This is a genomic window from Streptomyces sp. TRD_SC_5, assembly GCF_056836825.1.
Genome location: NZ_JBWZZS010000001.1, coordinates 5,512,803 through 5,530,810, shown reverse-complemented (window position 1 = coordinate 5,530,810; position 18,008 = coordinate 5,512,803). Strand labels below are relative to the sequence as shown.

At 71.8% G+C, this 18,008-nt stretch carries 17 protein-coding genes and 1 pseudogene; 5 read left to right on the top strand and 13 right to left on the bottom strand.

Annotated features, from left to right (window positions below; genetic code table 11):
- Nucleotides 1-128 precede the first annotated feature (128 nt).
- The gene (locus tag AC1P0E_RS25415) at nt 129-272 is read right to left on the bottom strand and encodes a hypothetical protein (protein WP_482744427.1); all 144 of its coding nucleotides are present in this window, start codon (nt 270-272) and stop codon (nt 129-131) included.
- Nucleotides 273-385: 113 nt separating this feature from the next.
- On the opposite strand from AC1P0E_RS25415, the pseudogene AC1P0E_RS25410 reads away from it, so the two are divergent.
- A pseudogene (locus AC1P0E_RS25410) lies at nt 386-1,485 on the top strand (MMPL family transporter); the annotation flags it as partial.
- A gap of 47 nt (nt 1,486-1,532) precedes the next feature.
- Here AC1P0E_RS25410 and AC1P0E_RS25405 read toward each other — a convergent pair.
- Both AC1P0E_RS25405 and AC1P0E_RS25400 read right to left on the bottom strand, forming a co-directional pair.
- Entirely contained in the window at nt 1,533-2,699 is a 1,167-nt protein-coding gene (locus tag AC1P0E_RS25405; RefSeq protein ID WP_482745894.1) for an AI-2E family transporter, read from the bottom strand.
- Between the two features lie 149 nt (nt 2,700-2,848).
- Nucleotides 2,849-3,043 (bottom strand): DUF3046 domain-containing protein, encoded by a 195-nt coding sequence (locus AC1P0E_RS25400; RefSeq protein ID WP_482744426.1) that lies wholly within the window; start codon nt 3,041-3,043, stop codon nt 2,849-2,851.
- A gap of 79 nt (nt 3,044-3,122) precedes the next feature.
- On the opposite strand from AC1P0E_RS25400, the gene AC1P0E_RS25395 reads away from it, so the two are divergent.
- Nucleotides 3,123-4,037 carry a hypothetical protein gene (locus tag AC1P0E_RS25395; RefSeq protein ID WP_482744425.1) on the top strand — a complete coding sequence of 305 codons (915 nt, stop codon included), beginning with the start codon at nt 3,123-3,125 and terminating at the stop codon, nt 4,035-4,037.
- An 81-nt stretch (nt 4,038-4,118) separates the two neighbouring features.
- Here AC1P0E_RS25395 and AC1P0E_RS25390 read toward each other — a convergent pair whose 3' ends face one another.
- Genes AC1P0E_RS25390 through AC1P0E_RS25380 form a run of 3 tightly spaced genes read right to left on the bottom strand, consistent with a single transcriptional unit; the run spans nt 4,119 to nt 6,041 of the window.
- Complete coding sequence (locus AC1P0E_RS25390) at nt 4,119-4,427, bottom strand: AzlD domain-containing protein (RefSeq protein WP_482744424.1); 309 nt, start codon at nt 4,425-4,427, stop codon at nt 4,119-4,121.
- On the bottom strand, nt 4,424-5,170 hold the full coding sequence (locus AC1P0E_RS25385) for an AzlC family ABC transporter permease (RefSeq protein ID WP_482744423.1): 747 nt from the start codon (nt 5,168-5,170) through the stop codon (nt 4,424-4,426). Before AC1P0E_RS25385 ends, AC1P0E_RS25390 begins: the two co-directional genes overlap by 4 nt.
- A gap of 10 nt (nt 5,171-5,180) precedes the next feature.
- Complete coding sequence (locus AC1P0E_RS25380) at nt 5,181-6,041, bottom strand: helix-turn-helix domain-containing protein (RefSeq protein ID WP_482744422.1); 861 nt, start codon at nt 6,039-6,041, stop codon at nt 5,181-5,183.
- Nucleotides 6,042-6,288: 247 nt separating this feature from the next.
- Here AC1P0E_RS25380 and AC1P0E_RS25375 point away from each other — a divergent pair, with 247 nt between their 5' ends.
- The 3 genes from AC1P0E_RS25375 (at nt 6,289) to AC1P0E_RS25365 (ending at nt 12,709) form a co-directional block, all read left to right on the top strand.
- On the top strand, nt 6,289-10,932 hold the full coding sequence (locus tag AC1P0E_RS25375; RefSeq protein WP_482744421.1) for an Lhr family ATP-dependent helicase: 4,644 nt from the start codon (nt 6,289-6,291) through the stop codon (nt 10,930-10,932).
- Nucleotides 10,933-11,075: 143 nt separating this feature from the next.
- Entirely contained in the window at nt 11,076-11,873 is a 798-nt protein-coding gene (locus AC1P0E_RS25370; protein ID WP_482744420.1) for an Fpg/Nei family DNA glycosylase, read from the top strand.
- 71 nt (nt 11,874-11,944) lie between these two features.
- Nucleotides 11,945-12,709, top strand: a complete 765-nt coding sequence (locus AC1P0E_RS25365; RefSeq protein WP_482744419.1) for an SDR family NAD(P)-dependent oxidoreductase — start codon at nt 11,945-11,947, stop codon at nt 12,707-12,709.
- Here the strand turns inward: AC1P0E_RS25365 and AC1P0E_RS25360 are convergent.
- The 7 genes from AC1P0E_RS25360 to AC1P0E_RS25330 form a co-directional block, all read right to left on the bottom strand.
- Entirely contained in the window at nt 12,657-12,998 is a 342-nt protein-coding gene (locus tag AC1P0E_RS25360) for a hypothetical protein (RefSeq protein WP_482744418.1), read from the bottom strand. The two genes, AC1P0E_RS25365 and AC1P0E_RS25360, sit on opposite strands and share 53 nt — an antisense overlap.
- Nucleotides 12,999-13,118: 120 nt before the next feature.
- A complete protein-coding gene (locus tag AC1P0E_RS25355) occupies nt 13,119-13,589 on the bottom strand; it encodes a Dps family protein (protein ID WP_482744417.1) in 471 nt (156 codons plus the stop codon).
- Between the two features lie 235 nt (nt 13,590-13,824).
- The gene (locus AC1P0E_RS25350; protein WP_028814221.1) at nt 13,825-14,205 is read right to left on the bottom strand and encodes a helix-turn-helix domain-containing protein; all 381 of its coding nucleotides are present in this window, start codon (nt 14,203-14,205) and stop codon (nt 13,825-13,827) included.
- 109 nt (nt 14,206-14,314) lie between these two features.
- On the bottom strand, nt 14,315-14,848 hold the full coding sequence (locus AC1P0E_RS25345; protein WP_482744416.1) for a CinA family protein: 534 nt from the start codon (nt 14,846-14,848) through the stop codon (nt 14,315-14,317).
- Nucleotides 14,845-15,501, bottom strand: coding sequence for a CDP-diacylglycerol--glycerol-3-phosphate 3-phosphatidyltransferase (gene pgsA / locus AC1P0E_RS25340; protein ID WP_482744415.1), 657 nt, complete (start codon nt 15,499-15,501; stop codon nt 14,845-14,847). Before pgsA ends, AC1P0E_RS25345 begins: the two co-directional genes overlap by 4 nt.
- A complete protein-coding gene (gene rimO, locus AC1P0E_RS25335; RefSeq protein ID WP_482744414.1) occupies nt 15,498-17,000 on the bottom strand; it encodes a 30S ribosomal protein S12 methylthiotransferase RimO in 1,503 nt (500 codons plus the stop codon). The genes pgsA and rimO overlap by 4 nt, the downstream gene beginning before the upstream one ends.
- Before the next feature lie 136 nt (nt 17,001-17,136).
- On the bottom strand, nt 17,137-17,979 hold the full coding sequence (locus tag AC1P0E_RS25330) for a helix-turn-helix domain-containing protein (protein WP_482744413.1): 843 nt from the start codon (nt 17,977-17,979) through the stop codon (nt 17,137-17,139).
- Between the last annotated feature and the right edge of the window lie 29 nt (nt 17,980-18,008).

Below are 18,008 nucleotides of genomic sequence, written 5' to 3'. Positions count from 1 at the left end.
GACCCCACGGGCCGCCTCCAGCAGCTCGTCCCGCCCGAGGGCGGCGTACTCCGACACCGCGTCGGCATACGCCGCCCCGTCCGCGTTCTCGGTCTCGCGGCTTGACAGACGGCATGAGGAGCGGCTGCTCAGCACTCCTGTGGCGCCGCCGGTGGCCGGTGCCCGTCGCGGTGGTCACCCTGCTGTGCAGCGCGGCGTACTTCCCGGTCAGCCCCGTAGACCTGCCGCTGCTCCTCCTGGCCTTCGCGTACGCCCTCTACACCGTCGCGCACAGGGCCACCTCGCCGCGGCCGTCACCCTCGCCGTCGTCACCATGCTGTCCACCGTGTACGTCGAGCAGGTGGTGACCCGGGGCGAACGGCACATCGACGATCCCGCGATCTTCCAGGCCACCCGTACGGCGCTGGACGCGGCCGGGCGAACCGTCTTCTTCGCCGGCTGCACGGTGATCGTCGCGCTGATGGGCCTGGTGGCTCTGGGCCTGGGCTCACTGCAGGGAGTGGCGCTCACGGTCGCGCTGACCGTCCTGGTCACCATGGCCGCATCTCTGACGCTGCTGCCGGCTCTGCTGGGTGTCATGGGCAAGCGAATCGAGCGCGGTGTGGCCAGACGCGCCGCAAAGTCCAAGCGCGTCGAGGGCGCCGGCTGGCGGCGCTGGGCGACCGGTGTGCAGGGCAGGCCGGGGTGGCGCTGGTCGTGGCGCTCGTCGCGCTGGGCGCGTTGGCCGCCCCCGCGCTCGACATGCGTCTGGGCTTCGCCGACGCGGGCAACGACGCGCGGACGAAGACCAGCCGCAAGGCGTACGACCTGCTGGCGGAGGGCTTCGGGGCCGGCTTCAACGGTCCGCTCGTCGTCGTGGCGGACGGCGGCGGCAAGGACGCCGCTGAGCAGGTCCGTACCGCACTGGAGGAGACCGACGGCGTCGCGGCGGTGACTCCGGCCATCCCGACCGAGTCGGCGCTGCTCCTGCCCGTCGTGTTCCGGTCGGTCCTGATCCCCGTCAAGGCCGCGCTGCTCAATCTCATCAGCATCGGGGCGGCGCTCGGCGTGATCACGCTCGTCTTCCAGCACGGCTGGTTCGGTGTCGAGCCCGGACCCATCGAGGCGTTCATCCCGGTCATGATCTTCGCGATCGTCTTCGGACTCTCCATGGACTACGAGGTGTTCCTGCTCTCGCGCATCCATGAGGAGTGGGAGCGCACCGAGGACGCGCCGGGCGCGGTGCGCGCGGGGCTCGCCGCGACGGGCAAGGTGATCACGGCGGCCGCGGCCATCATGATCGTGGTGTTCGCCGCCTTCATGTTCAGCCCGGACCGGATGCTCCAGCAGTTCGGCCTCGGTCTGGCGGTCGCGATCCTGCTGGACGCCGTGGTCATCCGCTGCCTGATCGTCCCGGCGGTGATGCAACTGCTGGGGTGGCGCGCGTGGTGGCTGCCGGTGTGGCTGCGCAGGGCGCTGCCACGGGTGGAGCTGGAGCGCCGCTGACGGCCCGGGCGTGAACGGCCCGGGCGTGAAGCGAAAGCCGGTCCGGGTCAGGCGTCGTCGTCCGAGGACGGCGGCGCCTTGCCCGTGCGCGACACCTGCCGCTGTTCGTGGCGCAGCGCGCGCCGCATCCGTACGAGGCCCGAGATGCCCCGGCGCCGCGGGTGCCTGCCGTGCACGCGCGGGTCGTCCGTCACGGCGTACCGCTTCACATACGCGCCGAGGAAGGCCTGCAGCGTCGCGATCGCGGGGATCGCGATCAGCGCGCCGACGGCTCCCATCAGCGCCGTGCCCGCGACGACCGAGCCGAAGGCGACCGCCGGATGGATGTCGACGGTCTTCGCGGTCAGCTTGGGCTGCAGTACGTAGTTCTCGAACTGCTGGTAGACCAGGACGAATCCGAGCACCCACAGCGCGTACCAGGGGTTGACGGTGAAGGCGATCAGCATCGGCAGCGCGCCCGCAAGGTACGTACCGATCGTCGGAATGAACTGCGAGATCAGTCCGACCCACACCGCGAGGGCGGGCGCGTACGGCACGTCGAGGATCAGCAGCAGGATGTAGTGCGCGACGCCGGAGATGAGCGCCATCAGACCGCGCGAGTAGATGTAGCCGCCGGTCTTGTCGACGGCGATCTCCCAGGCGCGCAACACCTCGGCCTGACGGGCCGGCGGCAGTACGGAGCACAGGGCGCGGCGCAACCGGGGGCCGTCGGCGGCGAAGTAGAAGGAGAACAGGAAGATCGTCAGCAGCTTGAACAGCCCGCCGAGCACGGTCGCCGACACGTCCAGCACGCCGGTCGCGCTGTTCTGTACGTACTTCCGCAGCCAGTCGGAGTTCAGGACGCTGTCCTGGACCTCGACCCGGGAGAGCTCCGTGCGGAAGGTCTGGTTGATCCAGTTGATCACTTGGTCGAGGTACTTCGGGAAGTCCTCGACCATTTCGACGATCTGGCCGGCCAGCATCGAGCCGAGCAGCAGGACGAAGCCGACGCCAAAGGCCAGTACCCCGATGGAGACCAGGAACGTGGCGAGGCCGCGGCGCATGCCGTGGGCTGCCATCCGGCCGACGGCGGGTTCGATCGCGAGGGCCAGGAAGAAGGCGATCAGGATGTTGAGCAGCAGGCCGACGAGCTGGTGGAACGCCCAGTTGCCGAGCTGGAAGCAGGCGTAGAGCGCGAGCGCGAGCACCATGGCGCGGGGCAGCCACCGGGGCATGCGGGCCGGACCGCTGTCCGTCCCGGTCGGAGCGGGGGGCGGTGCGGTCGGCGATTCTTCTTGCCCGGCGGGCTCGTCAGTGGGTGCCACGGGGTCAGTCTGTCCCATGCCAGTGACATCCCGCCGCTCCCCCTTGCGGTCCTCCCCCGTCAGCGCTTGTCCGCGGGCACGTCCACCGCGGCACAGACGGCGCGCCAGACGTTCTTCGCGTCCCAGCCGGCCGCCAGCGCCTGGTGCACCGTACGGCCGCCGAGCTCTGCCATCACGTGGTCGCGGGCGAAGGAATCGGCGTACGCCTCACCGAAGTGCTCCGCCATCCGCTCCCAGAAAATCGTCAACCGCATGCCTTCAGTATCGCGCCCCTGAGAGTGCAGCCCTGTCAGGGAAGCTTCCCGAGAGCGCTTTCCGTCCTACGGTCGTTCCATGGCTGGATCCGGAGCTTCCTCCCTCGCACGCGCCGAGCACTTCATCTGGCTGACGGCCCGTGTGCTCGAACAACGGCGGTTCGCGTACCACTTCCTTGACGGCGTCCCGGACGCGGTCGAAACGGCGCTCGCCCCGTACCAGGGTGCGGACGGCGGTTACGGCCACGCCCTGGAACCCGATCTGCGCGGTCCCGTGAGCCAGCCGTTGCATGTCGCACACGCGCTGCGTGTCCTCGATTCCATCGGCCGCTGCGAGGGCCTGCGCGTGGAGCGGATGTGCCGCTATCTGTCCGACGTGTCGACGAAGGAGGGTGCCCTGCCGGCGGTGCATCCCTCGCTGCGCGGCTATCCGGCCGCGCCGTTCGTCCCGGTCGTCGACGACCCTCCGAGTGATCTCCTGGCCACGGGCCCCGTGGTGGGGCTGCTGCACCGCAACGAGGTGTGGCACGCGTGGCTCTTCAGGGCCACCGACTTCTGCTGGGACGCGGTCGGGGCGCTGGAGGAGTCCCATCCGTACGAGATCCAGGCGGCGCTCGCCTTCCTGGACGGCGTGCCCGACCGGACCCGGGCACGGGCCGCCGCGGACCGGCTCGGGCGGCTGGTGCGCGAGCAGCGGCTCGTGGTCCTGGATCCGGCGCGCGCGGCGGAGCAGCCGGTCGCGGCGGGGTACGCCCCGGGCGAGCACCACTTCGCGTACGACTTCGCCCGTACGCCCGGATCGCTCGCCCGTGGCTGGTTCACAGACGAGGAGATGAGCCGCTCGCTGGACTTCCTCGCGGCCGGGCAGCGGGAGGACGGTGGCTGGCCGATCCGCTGGCGGGAGTGGGCGCCGGGAACCGCGCTGGAGTCGCGACCGATCGTGACGATCGACGCGCTGCTGACCCTACGGGCGTACGGACGCGTCATCGGCTGAGCCGGGCGGGCTCCGTCGGCCTGGGGCCCGCAGCGCCCGGCGCGGGCCCGGGCGGCGGGCTGACAGCGGCATGGCCTCGCCTCAGCCGCTGATCGCCCGTACGCCCGCCGTGACGGCTACGGCGGCCCCCACCACGACGAGGAAGGGGGCGCGCAGGACAAGCGCGAGCGCCGCCGCAGCGAGCCCCGCGCCCCTCGCGTCGAGCACGAGGTGCTGGCCGGTGCTGAAGGTCTGCTGGGCGGTGAGCGCGGCGAGCAGGGCCACGGGCAACAGGGCGGCAAGGCGCTTCACGAGCGGGCGCTCAAGGGCCCCCGCCGGAACCAGCAGGCCGAGCAGTTTGACGAGGTAGCAGCCGACGGCGGTGGCGCCGATCGCGATCCAGACGCTCATCGTCCGGCCTCCTTCGCGGTGTGGCGTGCCCTGCGGCCCTGTACGCAGAGCAGGGCGGGGGCGGCGAGGGCGGCGACGAGCACCGGCACGCCCGCGGGCAGAACCGGCAGGAACCCGAGGAGCAGGAGCACCGCGAGACCCGCGACAGCCCGTTCCGTGCCGGTGCGGAGCATGGGAGCCAGCAGTGCGAGGAACACGGCGGGGCTCGCGGCGTCCAGGCCCCACGCGTCGGTGTCGCCGATGGCCTCCGCGCCGAGGGCGCCCACCAGGGTGGTGAGATTCCACAGCACGTACAGCGTCAGCCCGGTGACAGTGAACCCGAGCCGGGCACTGCGCCGCGAGGGCTGCGCGAGCGTCACGGCCGTCGTCTCGTCGATCACCCAGTGAGCGGCGAAGGGGCGTACGAAACGCGGCAGGGCCAGCAGCTGGGACAGCCGCAACCCGTAGAAGGCATTGCGTACGCCGAGGAAGAAGGCGCCCGCGGCGGCGGTGAACGGATTGCCGCCCGCCGCGAGCGCGCCGACGAGCGCGAACTGCGAGGCACCGGTGAAGACGAGGAGGCTGAGGGCGCAGGTCTGGAGCAGGCTGAGGCCCGACCCCGCGGAGGTCACGCCGAAGGCGAAGCCGGAGAGCCCGACCGCGACGCCCACGCCGAGCGCGTCACGGACGACGGCGCTGTCCGGTTTGGCCGCGAGGGGTTCTGGCTCTGTGCGTATCGCTGGAGATGCTGTCTGTTCTGCCACGTCCGGGACACTACGACGGGCGGCCGCGACCGGTCTTGTACGTTCTTGCGCGCTCCCGCTGGTATGCGCCGGGCGGCACCCCGACGATCCGGGTGAAGTGCCGGTTCAGGTGCGGCTGGTCGCTGAACCCGACCGCGGCGGCGGCCTCCACGGGGGCCGTGCCGGCCTCCAGGAGCCGCCGGGCGCTGCGCACGCGCGCGTTGGTGAGCCAGGTGTGCGGCGGCATGCCGTACGCCGACTTGAACGCGCGCAGGAGCGCGAACGGACCGGTCCCGAGTTCGTTCGCGAGCTGTTCCAGGGAAGGGGGCTCGGCCATGCGCTCCTCGAGGAGGCTCTTCGCGAGAGCCGCCGTGCGGGCACCCGCCGCGGTCGGCGCACGCACGGGCAGGCTCTGGCCGTGCCGGCAGAGCAGCCTGGCCACGGCGATACGGAGCAGACTGTCGGCGGCGAGCGCGTTGCCCTCTTCGGCCGCCTTGTGTACGGCACGTATGAGCCGAGCGGTGTCGGGGTCCTCGACGATGGTCTCCGCGAAACCCGCTGTTCCCCGCAGGCTCGTCGTCTCGTCGGCGATGCCGGCGACCACCTGCGCCGAGGGATACAGGGTGGCGTACGACCAGCCCTCGGGCACGCCCGCGTGGGCGGAGTGCGGCACCTCCGGGTTGATCATGACGACGGTGCCGGGGCGTGCCCTGATCGTGCCCTGCGGCATGACCACGTCCTCGATCCCGCGGAAGACCGCGCCGAAGACGAATCCCTCATGGCTGTGACGCGAGAAGGAATGGCGCACGTAGCGGGCCTGCAGCAGGTCGAGGCCGGGCACTCCCGGATACCGCCAGTGGCGCGCCCACTCGCCCTTCCCGCCTTTCGCCACGCGCGCCTCTCCCACCTCGCGCGGCTCCAGCGCCCCACTAGCCCCGCCGGCCCCGTCGGCCCAACCGGCCCCGTCGGCTCCACTTACTCCGCCGGCCCCGCCGACCCGGCCGGCTCCGCCCGCGTCTCGCACCTCTCGCGCTGACTCCTTCGCCATAAGGCCATTCTGCGCCCGTCCCCCACGCCGCTGACCTGCACGTCCATGTCCTGGACACCCGTTGTCAGTGGTCGGGTGCACGATGGGGGACATGTCCAGGACTGCGCTCGACTCCTTCTCCCCCGCGACCCGCGGCTGGTTCACGGGGGCCTTCAGCGCGCCCACCGCGGCGCAGGAAGGTGCCTGGCAGGCCATCTCGGAGGGTTCCGACGTCCTGGTCGTGGCCCCGACCGGGTCCGGCAAGACCCTGGCCGCGTTTCTGGCCGCCCTCGACGATCTGGCGTCCAAGCCCCCGCCCGCGGACCCCAAGAAGCGCTGCCGGGTGCTGTACGTATCGCCCCTCAAGGCCCTGGCGGTCGATGTCGAGCGCAACCTCCGCAGCCCGCTCACCGGCATCCGCCAGGAGGCCGTCCGGCTGGGGATGACCGAGCCCGACGTCCGCGTCGGCATCCGCTCCGGCGACACCCCTGCCGCCGAGCGGCGGTCGCTGGCGACGAAGCCGCCGGACATCCTCATCACCACACCCGAGTCACTGTTCCTGATGCTCACGTCCGCCGCCCGCGACGCCCTGTCCGGCATCGAGACGGTGATCCTCGACGAGGTGCACGCAGTCGCGGGGACCAAGCGCGGCGCGCATCTCGCCGTGTCCCTGGAGCGGCTTGACGAGTTGCTGCCGCGCCCCGCCCGCCGCATCGGCCTGTCGGCAACGGTCCGGCCGGTGGACGAGGTCGCCCGTTTCCTCTCCCCGCAGCGTCAGGCCGCGATCGTCCAGCCTCCTTCGGGCAAGGAGTTCGACCTGTCGGTGGTCGTCCCCGTGGAGGATCTGGGCGAGTTGGGCGGTGCCCCGGCCAAGGGCGACGACGCGGGCGACAAGCCGTCGATCTGGCCCCATGTGGAGGAGCGCATCGCCGACCTCGTCCAGGCCCACCGCTCGACGATCGTCTTCGTGAACTCCCGCCGCCTCGCCGAGCGCCTGTGCAACCGGCTCAACGAGATCGCATACGAACGGGCCACCGGCGAAACCCTGCCCGAGCACCACTCCCCCGCCGAGATCATGGCTGAGGCCGGCGCCGCCAAGGGCGCCCCGCCCCTGCTCGCCCGCGCCCACCACGGTTCGGTCTCCAAGGAGCAGCGCGCCCAGGTCGAGGAGGATCTGAAGGCCGGCCGGCTGCCCGCCGTCGTCGCCACCTCCAGCCTCGAGCTGGGCATCGACATGGGCGCGGTGGATCTCGTCGTCCAGGTCGAGTCCCCGCCGTCCGTCGCCTCCGGCCTCCAGCGCGTCGGACGCGCGGGACACCAGGTAGGCGCGGTCTCGACCGGTGTCGTCTTCCCGAAGTACCGGGGCGACCTCGTCCAGTCGGCCGTCGTCACCGAGCGCATGCGCAGCGGCTCCATCGAGGCCCTGCGCGTCCCCGCGAACCCGCTCGACGTCCTGGCACAGCAGCTCGTCGCCATGGTCGCGCTCGACACCTGGCAGGCCGACGACCTGCTCACCGTCGTCCGCCGTGCGGCCCCCTTCGCCTCGCTCCCCGAGTCCGCCTTCACGGCGGTCCTCGACATGCTCGCCGGCCGCTATCCCTCCGACGCCTTCGCCGAACTGCGCCCCCGCGTCGTCTGGGACCGCATCGCCGGTACGGTCACCGGCCGCCCGGGGGCGCAGCGCCTCGCCGTCACTTCCGGCGGCACCATCCCCGACCGAGGGCTCTTCGGCGTCTTCCTCGCCGGAGCCGACCCAAAGAAGGGCGGCGGCCGCGTCGGCGAGCTCGACGAGGAGATGGTCTACGAATCCCGGGTGGGCGATGTCTTCACCCTCGGCACCACGTCATGGCGCATCGAGGACATCACGCGCGACCGCGTGCTGGTCTCCCCCGCCCCCGGCGTGCCGGGCAGGCTGCCCTTCTGGAAGGGCGACCAGCTGGGCCGCCCCCTCGAACTGGGCCGTGCGCTGGGCGCGTTCGTCCGCGAGGTCGGTTCCCTCACGCCCGAGGACGCCCGGCTGCGCCTGACGGCGGCCGGCCTCGACGCCTGGGCCGCCGAGAACGTCATCTCCTACCTCGACGAGCAACGCCGCGCCGCCGGTCACGTCCCGGACGACCGCACCATCGTCGTGGAGCGGTTCCGTGACGAGCTGGGCGACTGGCGGGTTGTCATCCACTCCCCCTTCGGCGCGCAGGTGCACGCCCCCTGGGCGCTCGCCCTGGGCACCCGCCTGACCGAGCGGTACGGCATGGACGCCCAGGTCATGCACGCCGACGACGGCATCGTGCTGCGCCTGCCCGACGCGGACCTGATGGGCTTCGACCTCCTCGACGACGAACCGTCCGGACCGTCCCGGCAGGGCGCGGAGTTCGACAGCGACCAAGCCCCGCTCGGCGCCGCCGACGTCGCGTTCGACAAGGGCGAGATCAACCAGATCGTCACCGACCAGGTCGGCGGCTCGGCGCTCTTCGCTGCCCGCTTCCGCGAGTGCGCCGCCCGCGCCCTGCTGCTGCCGCGCCGCAGCCCAGGCAAGCGCACCCCACTGTGGCAGCAGCGCCAGCGCGCTTCCCAGCTGCTCCAGGTCGCGTCGGAGTTCGGCTCGTTCCCGATCGTCCTGGAAGCCGTGCGGGAGTGCCTCCAGGACGTCTTCGACGTACCCGGCCTCACCGAGCTCATGGGCGACATCGAATCCCGCCGCGTGCGGCTCGTCGAGGTCACCACCCCCGAGCCGTCCCCCTTCGCGCGCTCCCTCCTCTTCGGTTACGTCGCCCAGTTCCTGTACGAGGGCGACTCTCCGCTCGCCGAGCGGCGCGCCGCCGCGCTCTCCCTGGACTCCCGGCTCCTGGCCGAACTGCTCGGTCAGGCGGAGCTGCGCGAGCTGCTCGACGCCGATGTCCTGACCGAGCTGGAGCAGGAACTCCAGTGGCTCACCGAAGACCGCCGTATCAAAGACATCGAGGGCGTCGCCGACCTCCTGCGAGTCCTGGGCCCGCTCACCGGCGCCGAACTGGCGGAGCGCGGCGCCGAGCCCGGGTGGGCCGAGGCGCTGTCGACCTCCCGCCGGGCCATCCGGGTCCGTATCGCGGGGGCGGACCACTGGGCGGCCGTCGAGGACGCGGGCCGGCTGCGCGACGCGCTCGGCACCGCGCTCCCCGTCGGTGTACCCGAAGCGTTCACCGAGCCCGTCAAGGACCCGCTCGGCGATCTCCTGGCCCGATTCGCCCGCACCCACGGCCCCTTCACCTCCGCCACCGCCGCCGCCCGGTTCGGTCTCGGCGCGGCGGTCACGGACGGGGCCCTGCAACGGCTTACCTCGAGCGGCCGCGTCGTACAGGGCGAGTTCCACCCCGCCGGGATCGGTCAGGAATGGTGCGACGCGACAGTGCTGCGCCGCCTCCGGCGCCGGTCCCTCGCCGCCCTGCGGCACGAGCTGGAGCCCGTTCCGCCGTCCGCGCTCGCCACGTTCCTCCCCCAGTGGCAGCACCTGGGCAGCAGCAGCCTGCGCGGAATCGACGGACTGGTGCGCGCCGTCGAGCAGCTGCAGGGCGCCTCCGTCCCCGCGTCCGCGCTCGAGAAACTGGTTCTCCCGTCCCGCATCGCCGGCTACTCACCCGCCATGCTCGACGAGCTGACCACCACCGGCGAGATCCTGTGGGCCGGATCGGGCGCCCTGCCCGGCAAGGACGGCTGGGTGTCCCTCTACCTCGCCGACGCGGCGCCCCTGCTCCTCCCGCAGCCGCACCCCCTCGAACTCACCGCGCTGCACGAGTCCGTCCTCACCACCCTCTCCGGCGGGTACGGCCTGTTCTTCCGCCAGATCGCCGACCAGGTCCGTGCCACCACCCACCCCGACTGCACCGACCCGCAGCTGGCCGACAGCCTCTGGGACCTGGCCTGGTCGGGCCGCCTCACCAACGACACGCTCGCGCCCCTGCGCTCCCTTCTCGGATCGGGCCGTACAGCGGGCTCCACCGCTCACCGCGCCAAACGCACGGTCCCGCGCGGGCGTTATGGCACGCTCAGCGCGGCCGCCCGCCCCGCCTCCCGCACCGGCCCGCCCACGGTCTCCGGCCGCTGGTCCCTCCTCCCCGCCCACGAACCGGATCCGACCCATCGCGCCCACGCGCTCGCCCGCACACTGCTCGACCGGCACGGGGTGGTCACGCGCGGCGCGGTCGCCGCCGAAGGCGTCGAGGGCGGCTTCTCGGCGACGTACCGCATCCTGGCCGCGTTCGAGGACAGCGGACAGGCGCGCCGCGGTTACGTCGTCGAGGGCCTCGGCGCCGCCCAGTTCGCGATGGACGGCGCGGTCGACCGCCTGCGCGCGGCAGCCACCGCACGCGAGCGCGCGGAAACCGATTCCCCGAACCGCGCGGTGGTCCTGGCCGCCGCCGACCCGGCCAACGCGTACGGCGCGGCCCTGCCGTGGCCCGAACCGCCCTCTGACGCGGGCCACAAACCCGGCCGCAAAGCCGGGGCTCTGGTCGTGCTCGTCGACGGGGAGCTGACGCTCTACATGGAGCGCGGCGGCAAGACCCTGCTGGCCTGGCCCACCGACCCGAACGATCCGTCGGCCCCCGACCCCCGTCTCACCGCGGCGGCCGAAGCCCTGGCGACGGCGGCCAGGCAGGGTGCCCTGGGCACGGTCACCGTGGAACGCACCAACGGCGCCCCCGCTCTGACCTCCCCCCTGGGCAAAACCCTGGAAGCAGCAGGCTTCCACCCCACCCCCCGAGGCCTGCGCCTCCGCCCCTGAACCCCCACGCGCCCACAGCACGCGGGGCATCGCCGGCCCGGCACCCGCCGGCCCAGCCGGCCTCACCCCGCCCAGCCGCAGAACCGCTCCGCTCCCCAGGTCAAGAACCCGCACCCCGCCCCGCTCCCCCGCATCATGGACCCATGCCCGAAGGAGACTCCGTCTGGCAGGCCGCCCAGCGCCTGCACTCCGCCCTCGCCGGACACCCACTCACCCGCGCCGACCTCCGCGTCCCCCGGTTCGCCACCGCCGACCTGACCGGCCGCACCGTCCTGGACGTCACACCTCGCGGCAAGCACCTCCTCGCCCGCGTCGAAGACGGCCTCACGCTCCACTCCCACCTCGGCATGGACGGCGCCTGGAAGATCTACGCCCCCGCCGAACGATGGCGCGGCGGCCCCACCCACCAGATCCGCGCCATCCTCGGCACCGCCGAGCGCACCGCCGTGGGCTACCGCCTCCCCGTACTCGAACTCATCCGGACCCAGGACGAAGCCCAGGCCGTCGGCCACCTCGGCCCCGACCTCCTCGGCCCGGACTGGGACGCCGAGGAGGCACTGCGCCGCCTCCTGGCCGACCCCGCCCGCCCCCTCGGCGAAGCCCTCCTCGACCAGCGCAACCTCGCCGGCATCGGCAACATCTACAAGTCGGAGCTGTGCTTCTTCGCCCGCGCCACCCCCTGGCTGCCCATCGGCGAACTCCCCTCCCCGGAACGCCTGGTCGCCGCCGCCAAACGCCTCCTGGAGGCCAACCGCGACCGCCTCGGCCGCCGCACCACCCTCCGCGAACGCGCCTCCACCCCCCTCCTCTACGTGTACGGCCGCGCCGGCCGCCCCTGCCTGCGCTGCGGCGCCACGATCCGCCACGCCGACCAGGGCGAAGCCGGCCGCCTCCGCCCCACCTACTGGTGCCCACGCTGCCAGTCGGGCCCGACCCCCTGACCGACGCGGCACGCCACATCCACCGCATCCCACCAGTTGACGCCCCGTCAGGTCGGTCGTACCGTCCCCGCATGCCCCTCAAGGCGTACGACCTCACCGGCCGCACCGCACTCGTCACCGGCGCCGCGAGCGGCATAGGCCGGGCGAGCGCGCTCCTCCTCGCCGAAGCGGGCGCCACCGTCCACTGCGCGGACCGCGACGAGGACGGCCTCCACGAGACCACCGCCCTGATCACCAAGGCGGGCGGCTCCGCACACCCCCACACCCTCGACGTCACCGACCGCACCCGCCTCGCGGAGGCGGTCGCCGCAGCCGGCCGTCTCGACATCCTCGCGGCCATCGCCGGAATCATGCACAGCAGCAGCGTCCTGGAGACCCGCGACGAGGACCTCGACCGCGTGCTGGCGGTCAATTTCAAAGGTGTTCTGTATGCCTGCCAAGAGGCGGCCCGCGCCATGATCGCCGCCAAGACGCCCGGCAGCATCATCACCATGGCGTCGGGCGCGGTCGACGCCGCAAACGCCGGCCTGCTCTGCTACAGCACGGCCAAGGCAGCCGTCGTACAGCTCACCCGGACGCTCGCCACGGAGCTCGGCCCGCACTCCATCCGCGTGAACGCCGTAGCCCCCGGCTGGATCCGCACTCCCATGACCGACCGCCACGACGCGGCCCTCCAGCACCGGGCCGAGACCGTCATGGTCCGCGCGTCCCCGCTGGGCCGCGTCGGCGAGCCCGAGGACATCGCCCACGCCGTCCTCCACCTGGCGTCGGACGCCTCAGCCTTCACGACGGGTCAGATCCTCCGCCCGAACGGCGGCGTCGCCATGCCCTGGTAGCCGCGCGCCGCGACGCCCCGCCGACCCCACGCCGCAACGCCCCCGCAAGCCGCGAGGCGACACCCCCCGGCGTACGCCCGAGCCTGCCCCGGCGCCCCGGACCCACCCCGGCCGCAGCCGCCGGCACCACGTGAACCGGCAGCAGACTGAGCCCCCACCCGCCCGCCGCCACCGCGCCCTCCACGACCCCCGCCCGCTCCGGCAACAGCACGAGCCGCAGCACGGCGCACCACCACACCGCGCCGAGCACCAGCACCGCCCCGCGTCCCCAGAAGTCACGCCACGCCATGGCTGCCTCCTCCGGCCGACGCTAGACGGGCGCCGCCGCACGAGGGGAGGGCGCACAGGAAGCACACTCCGGCGCACCCGCCCTCCGCGCGACCCACGCCACCTACGGGCCCTACGGGCTCTACACGCTCTCGGCCTGGAACATCCACGCGTGTTTCTCGAGGTCCGCCGTAAGCCCAATGATGATGTCCTGGCTCACCGGATCCGGCTCAGCGGTCACGCCGATCCGCTCACGCATGCGCCCGACCACGACACCGAGCGCGTCCACCAGGGTCCGTACGGCGTCCACGTCCTTGATCCACCCCGACGGCACCTCCCGGATCGCCGTCGCCCGCGCCACGCTCGCGGACCGCCCGTCCGGATTGACGCCCAGCGCCGAGGCCCGCTCCGCGACCGAGTCGGAGTGCAGCCGCGCCGTGGCCACCACGTCGTCGAGCTGCAGATGTACGGACCGGAATCGCGGCCCCACCACGTTCCAGTGGACCTGCTTGGCCACCAGCGAAAGATCCACCAGGTCCACGAGCGCGCCCTGCAGGGCCTCGCCCACGACCTTGAGGTCCGCCTCGGGCAGGGCGCTCTTCACGACAGACATCCGTTTTCCTCCTCGGGAAGCGACAAGAACCGACCTGTCACAGTTCTCACCACCATGGCACATATGCCACAAAACGGTCACACGAAGGCGTGAAACGGAGCGGGTACGAAAGAGCCCCGGCGGGTCCCTCAGGACCCACCGGGGCTCTCCCACAAGCTCGGACCGCAATCGGACCGCCATCGGATCGCAAGCGGACCACGATTGACCGCATTCCTCGCGGTCAGGCGCCTCACGGTCAGGCGGCGACCACATCCACCGCTTCCGCGGGTGCCTTGATCGTCACCCGCTCCGGTGGCACACCTGCCACCGACGTCACCGAAACGGAATTCAGCATCGGGCGTACCGGTGGACGCACCGGCTCGCTCGCAGCCGACTCCGCCAGCTCGGCCAGCGACAACTCATCACTCACTTCGCGCATGAGCTCGGACATCCGTACGTCAAGCGCGTCGCAGATAGCGGAGAGCAGCTCGGAGGATGCCTCCTTCTGCCCCCGCTCCACCTCGGACAGATAGCCGAGTGAGACTCGGGCGGACGAGGAGACTTCGCGCAGAGTACGGCCCTGGCGCTGGCGCTGCCGACGCAGCACGTCACCAAGCAGGCGACGGAGCAGAATCATCGGTGGCTCCCTCCTCGGACCGCGTAGCCGTATCCTTCACGCCCCACCGTACCGCCTCGCGCTGCGGCCGTGCGGGGAGCGATGTCGTGTTCACTCAGGGCTGCAAACATCAATTCCCCCCGTTCTGTTCCGTATCCTGTGCCCGCGCATTTTCATTCAGTTCGCCGGAGAGCAGAGTCAGTACGCTCCGTACACTCTCCATACGGATTACCGCCCGGTCCCCGTTCAACCTCAACCGGGCCACTTTCCCGACGCCGTCCGGCCCGGCGACCGCCACGAACACCGTTCCGACGGGCTGCCCGTCCTGGGCCTCGGGCCCCGCGACACCCGTGGTCGCGATGCCCCAGCCGGCCCCGAGCACCCGTCGTACTCCTGCCGCCATCTGCCGCGCGACCTCCGGATCCACGGCCCCGCGCTGCTCCAGGAGTGCCGCGTCGACCCCCAGGATGTCCCGCTTCAGCTCCGTGGCGTACGCCGTGACAGCCCCGCGGAAGACCCTTGAAGCACCTGGCACAGACGTCAGCTCCGCGGCCACCAGACCGCCGGTGAGCGATTCGGCGACAGCGAGGGTCTCGCCCCGTCCGGCCAGCAGCTCCAGTACCTCAGCAGCCGCACTCGCCCGTACAGCACTGCCGCCCGTCACCGGGACGACTCCTCCGCCGCGATCCCGGCCCGCCGCAGCACCACGGCCTGCCGCACGTAATCAAGCCCGGTCACCACGGTCAGCACGACCGCCGCCGCCATCACCCAGAACCGCAGCGTAGCGAGCGGCCCCGTGAGCGCCAGCACATACATCCCGACCGCCACGCCCTGCATGAGCGTCTTCATCTTGCCGCCGCGACTGGCCGGAATGACCCCGTGCCTGATCACCCAGAAGCGCAGCACCGTGATGCCCAGCTCCCGGAAAAGGATCACACCCGTCACCCACCACGGCAGATCCCCGAGCGCCGACAGGCAGATCAGTGCCGCGCCCATGATCGCCTTGTCGGCGATCGGGTCGGCGATCTTCCCGAAGTCGGTGACCAGGTTGTACGTACGGGCCAGATGACCGTCGAAGATGTCGGTGATCATCGCGACGGCGAAGGCCGCCCACGCCCAGGCGCGCCAGGCCGGGTCGTAACCACCGTCCTGGAGCATCAGCATCACGAAGCCGGGCACCAGCACCAGCCGCATCATGGTCAGGATGTTGGCGATGTTCCACAGGCTGGCCTGATTGACGGCCGCAGCGCCCAGCTTGCCGCCGGGCGCCGGCTTCGCGCCGGTCCCACCCGCAGCGGATGCCGGGACTCCGGTCATCTGACTGCCTCCTCGTAGGGGGTGCGGGGGTCGCCTCCCAGAAGGTCGCTGTGTTCCGCCACCAGGTCCACGCCTTCGGTGCCGACCACCTTCGCGACGACCATACGGCCGACGGCAAGCCCTTCACCCGAAGTGAACAGCACCTGGCCGTCCGTCTCGGGCGCCTGGTGCGCGGCGCGGCCCACCGCGCCGTCCTCACCGTCCACCGACTCGACCAGCACCTCGACCGTCTCGCCGAGCCGCTCCTCGGCCCGCTGGGCGGTCAGCTCGTCCGCGAGCCGCGAGATGTGCTCGAGCCGCTCGGCGATGACCTCGGCGTCCAGCTTGTTGTCGTACGTGACGGCCTCGGTGCCCTCCTCGTCGGAGTAGCCGAAGACGCCGATCGCATCCAGTCTCGCACCGGTGAGGAAGCGCTCCAGCTCACCGAGGTCCGCCTCGCTCTCACCGGGGAACCCGACGATGAAGTTGGACCGCACACCGGCCTGCGGCGCCTTACTGCGGATCGTCTCCAGCAGCTCCAGGAAACGGTCGGTGTCACCGAAGCGCCGCATCGAGCGCAGCACACCGGCCGCTGAGTGCTGGAAGGACAGGTCGAAGTACGGCGCGATCTTCGGCGTGGACGTCAGTACGTCGATGAGTCCCGGCCGCATCTCCGCGGGCTGCAAATAGCTGACCCGTACCCGCTCGATCCCGTCGACGTCCGCCAGCTCCGGCAGCAGCGTCTCAAGGAGCCGGATGTCGCCGAGGTCCTTGCCGTACGACGTGTTGTTCTCGGAGACCAGCATGATCTCCTTGACTCCCTGCTCGGCCAGCCAGCGCGTCTCCCCCAGTACGTCGGAGGGGCGCCGCGAAATGAACGATCCACGGAACGACGGAATGGCGCAGAAGGAACACCTGCGGTCGCACCCGGACGCGAGCTTCACGGAAGCGACGGGGCTGTTCCCCAGACGCTGCCGAAGCGGCGCACGCGGTCCGGAGGCCGGCGCGATCCCCTCGGGCAGGTCCTCGGGAGGCGTGTCCTGCGCGTGCCCGGGCAGCGCCACATCTGAGGCGCCGGAGGCGTCCTGGCGCTCGGAGGGGCTGATGGGCAGCAGCTTGCGCCGGTCGCGCGGGGTGTGGGAGGCGTGGATGCCGCCGTTGAGGATGGTCTGGAGGCGGTCGGAGATGTCGGCGTAGTCGTCGAATCCGAGTACGCCGTCGGCCTCGGGCAGCGCTTCCTGAAGTTCCTTGCCGTACCGCTCGGCCATGCAGCCCACGGCGACGACGGCCTGGGTCTTGCCGTGATCCTTCAGATCATTGGCTTCCAGCAGGGCGTCGACCGAGTCCTTCTTGGCGGCTTCGACGAATCCGCAGGTGTTGACGACGGCGACGTCCGCGTCCGAGGCGTCCTCGACGAGCTGCCAGCCGTCCGCTGCCAAGCGGCCTGCCAGCTCCTCCGAGTCCACCTCATTACGGGCGCAGCCAAGAGTGACAAGGGCGACGGTGCGGCGTTCGGGCATGGACTCAAGACTACTTTGTCCCGGCGCGCGCCCCCGCCGCGAGGGTTCCACGGGGGCCCGGCGCCCCCGGAGCCGGGCCCTGCCGCGTGCTCCGTCCCGGTCCCTTCCGGCCGGGCCGGGCCGGAAGGACACCAGGTCAGCCGACCTCCGGGTCGCCCTTCGTGTACGTCAGCCGCTCGACCTGTCCCGCCTGGAACTCGTCGCCGACCTCCTTGCCGTTCACGAAGAGCTGCATCGCCCCGGCGTCACCCAGAACGAGATCGATCTTCTCCTTGTCGGTGAAGGTCTTGGACTCGCCCTTCTGCAGCAGCCCGTCGAAGAGCAGCCTGCCGTTGTGGTCCTTCGCAGAGATCCAGCTCTTGCGGTCCTTGGCGGTGAGGGCGACCGTCACCTTGTCCTGCGGGACCGCCGCGATGGCGCTGTCCGACGGGTCGGGCTTGGGGTCGGCGGGCTTGGTCGGGGTGGGCTTGGCCGGCTTCGTGGTGGCGGGCGTGGAGCCGGCGACGTCCCTGGAGCCGCCGCTGCCGTCATTGCCGTTGAAGAGCGTGAAACCGACGAAGCCGACGACGGCGACGATGGCCGCGACCATGGCCGCGGTCCAGTTGGGGCGGCGGGCCTCGGGACGGATCCGTTCCGCCTCGAAGAGCGGCGCCGCGGGCGTGGGTGCGGGACGTCCGCCGTGCTCGTCGTCGTACTGCGCGACCAGCGCGTCCGGATCGAGGCCGACGGCGCGCGCGAGCGTACGGATGTGTCCGCGTGCGTACACATCGCCGCCGCAGCGGCTGAAGTCGTCCTGCTCGATCGCGTGCACGATGGGGATGCGCACCCGGGTCGAGCCGCTGACCTCGTCGACCGTCAGCCCCGCGTCCACACGGGCCTGCTGGAGAGCGCGTCCGATCGAGGGCCGGTCGTCTTCGATCGAGGACCGGTCGTCTTCGGTCGAAGGCCGGTCGTCTTCGGGAGAGTTGCCGATGGACACGGGGGCGCCTTTCGAGCGTGAGCCACCTG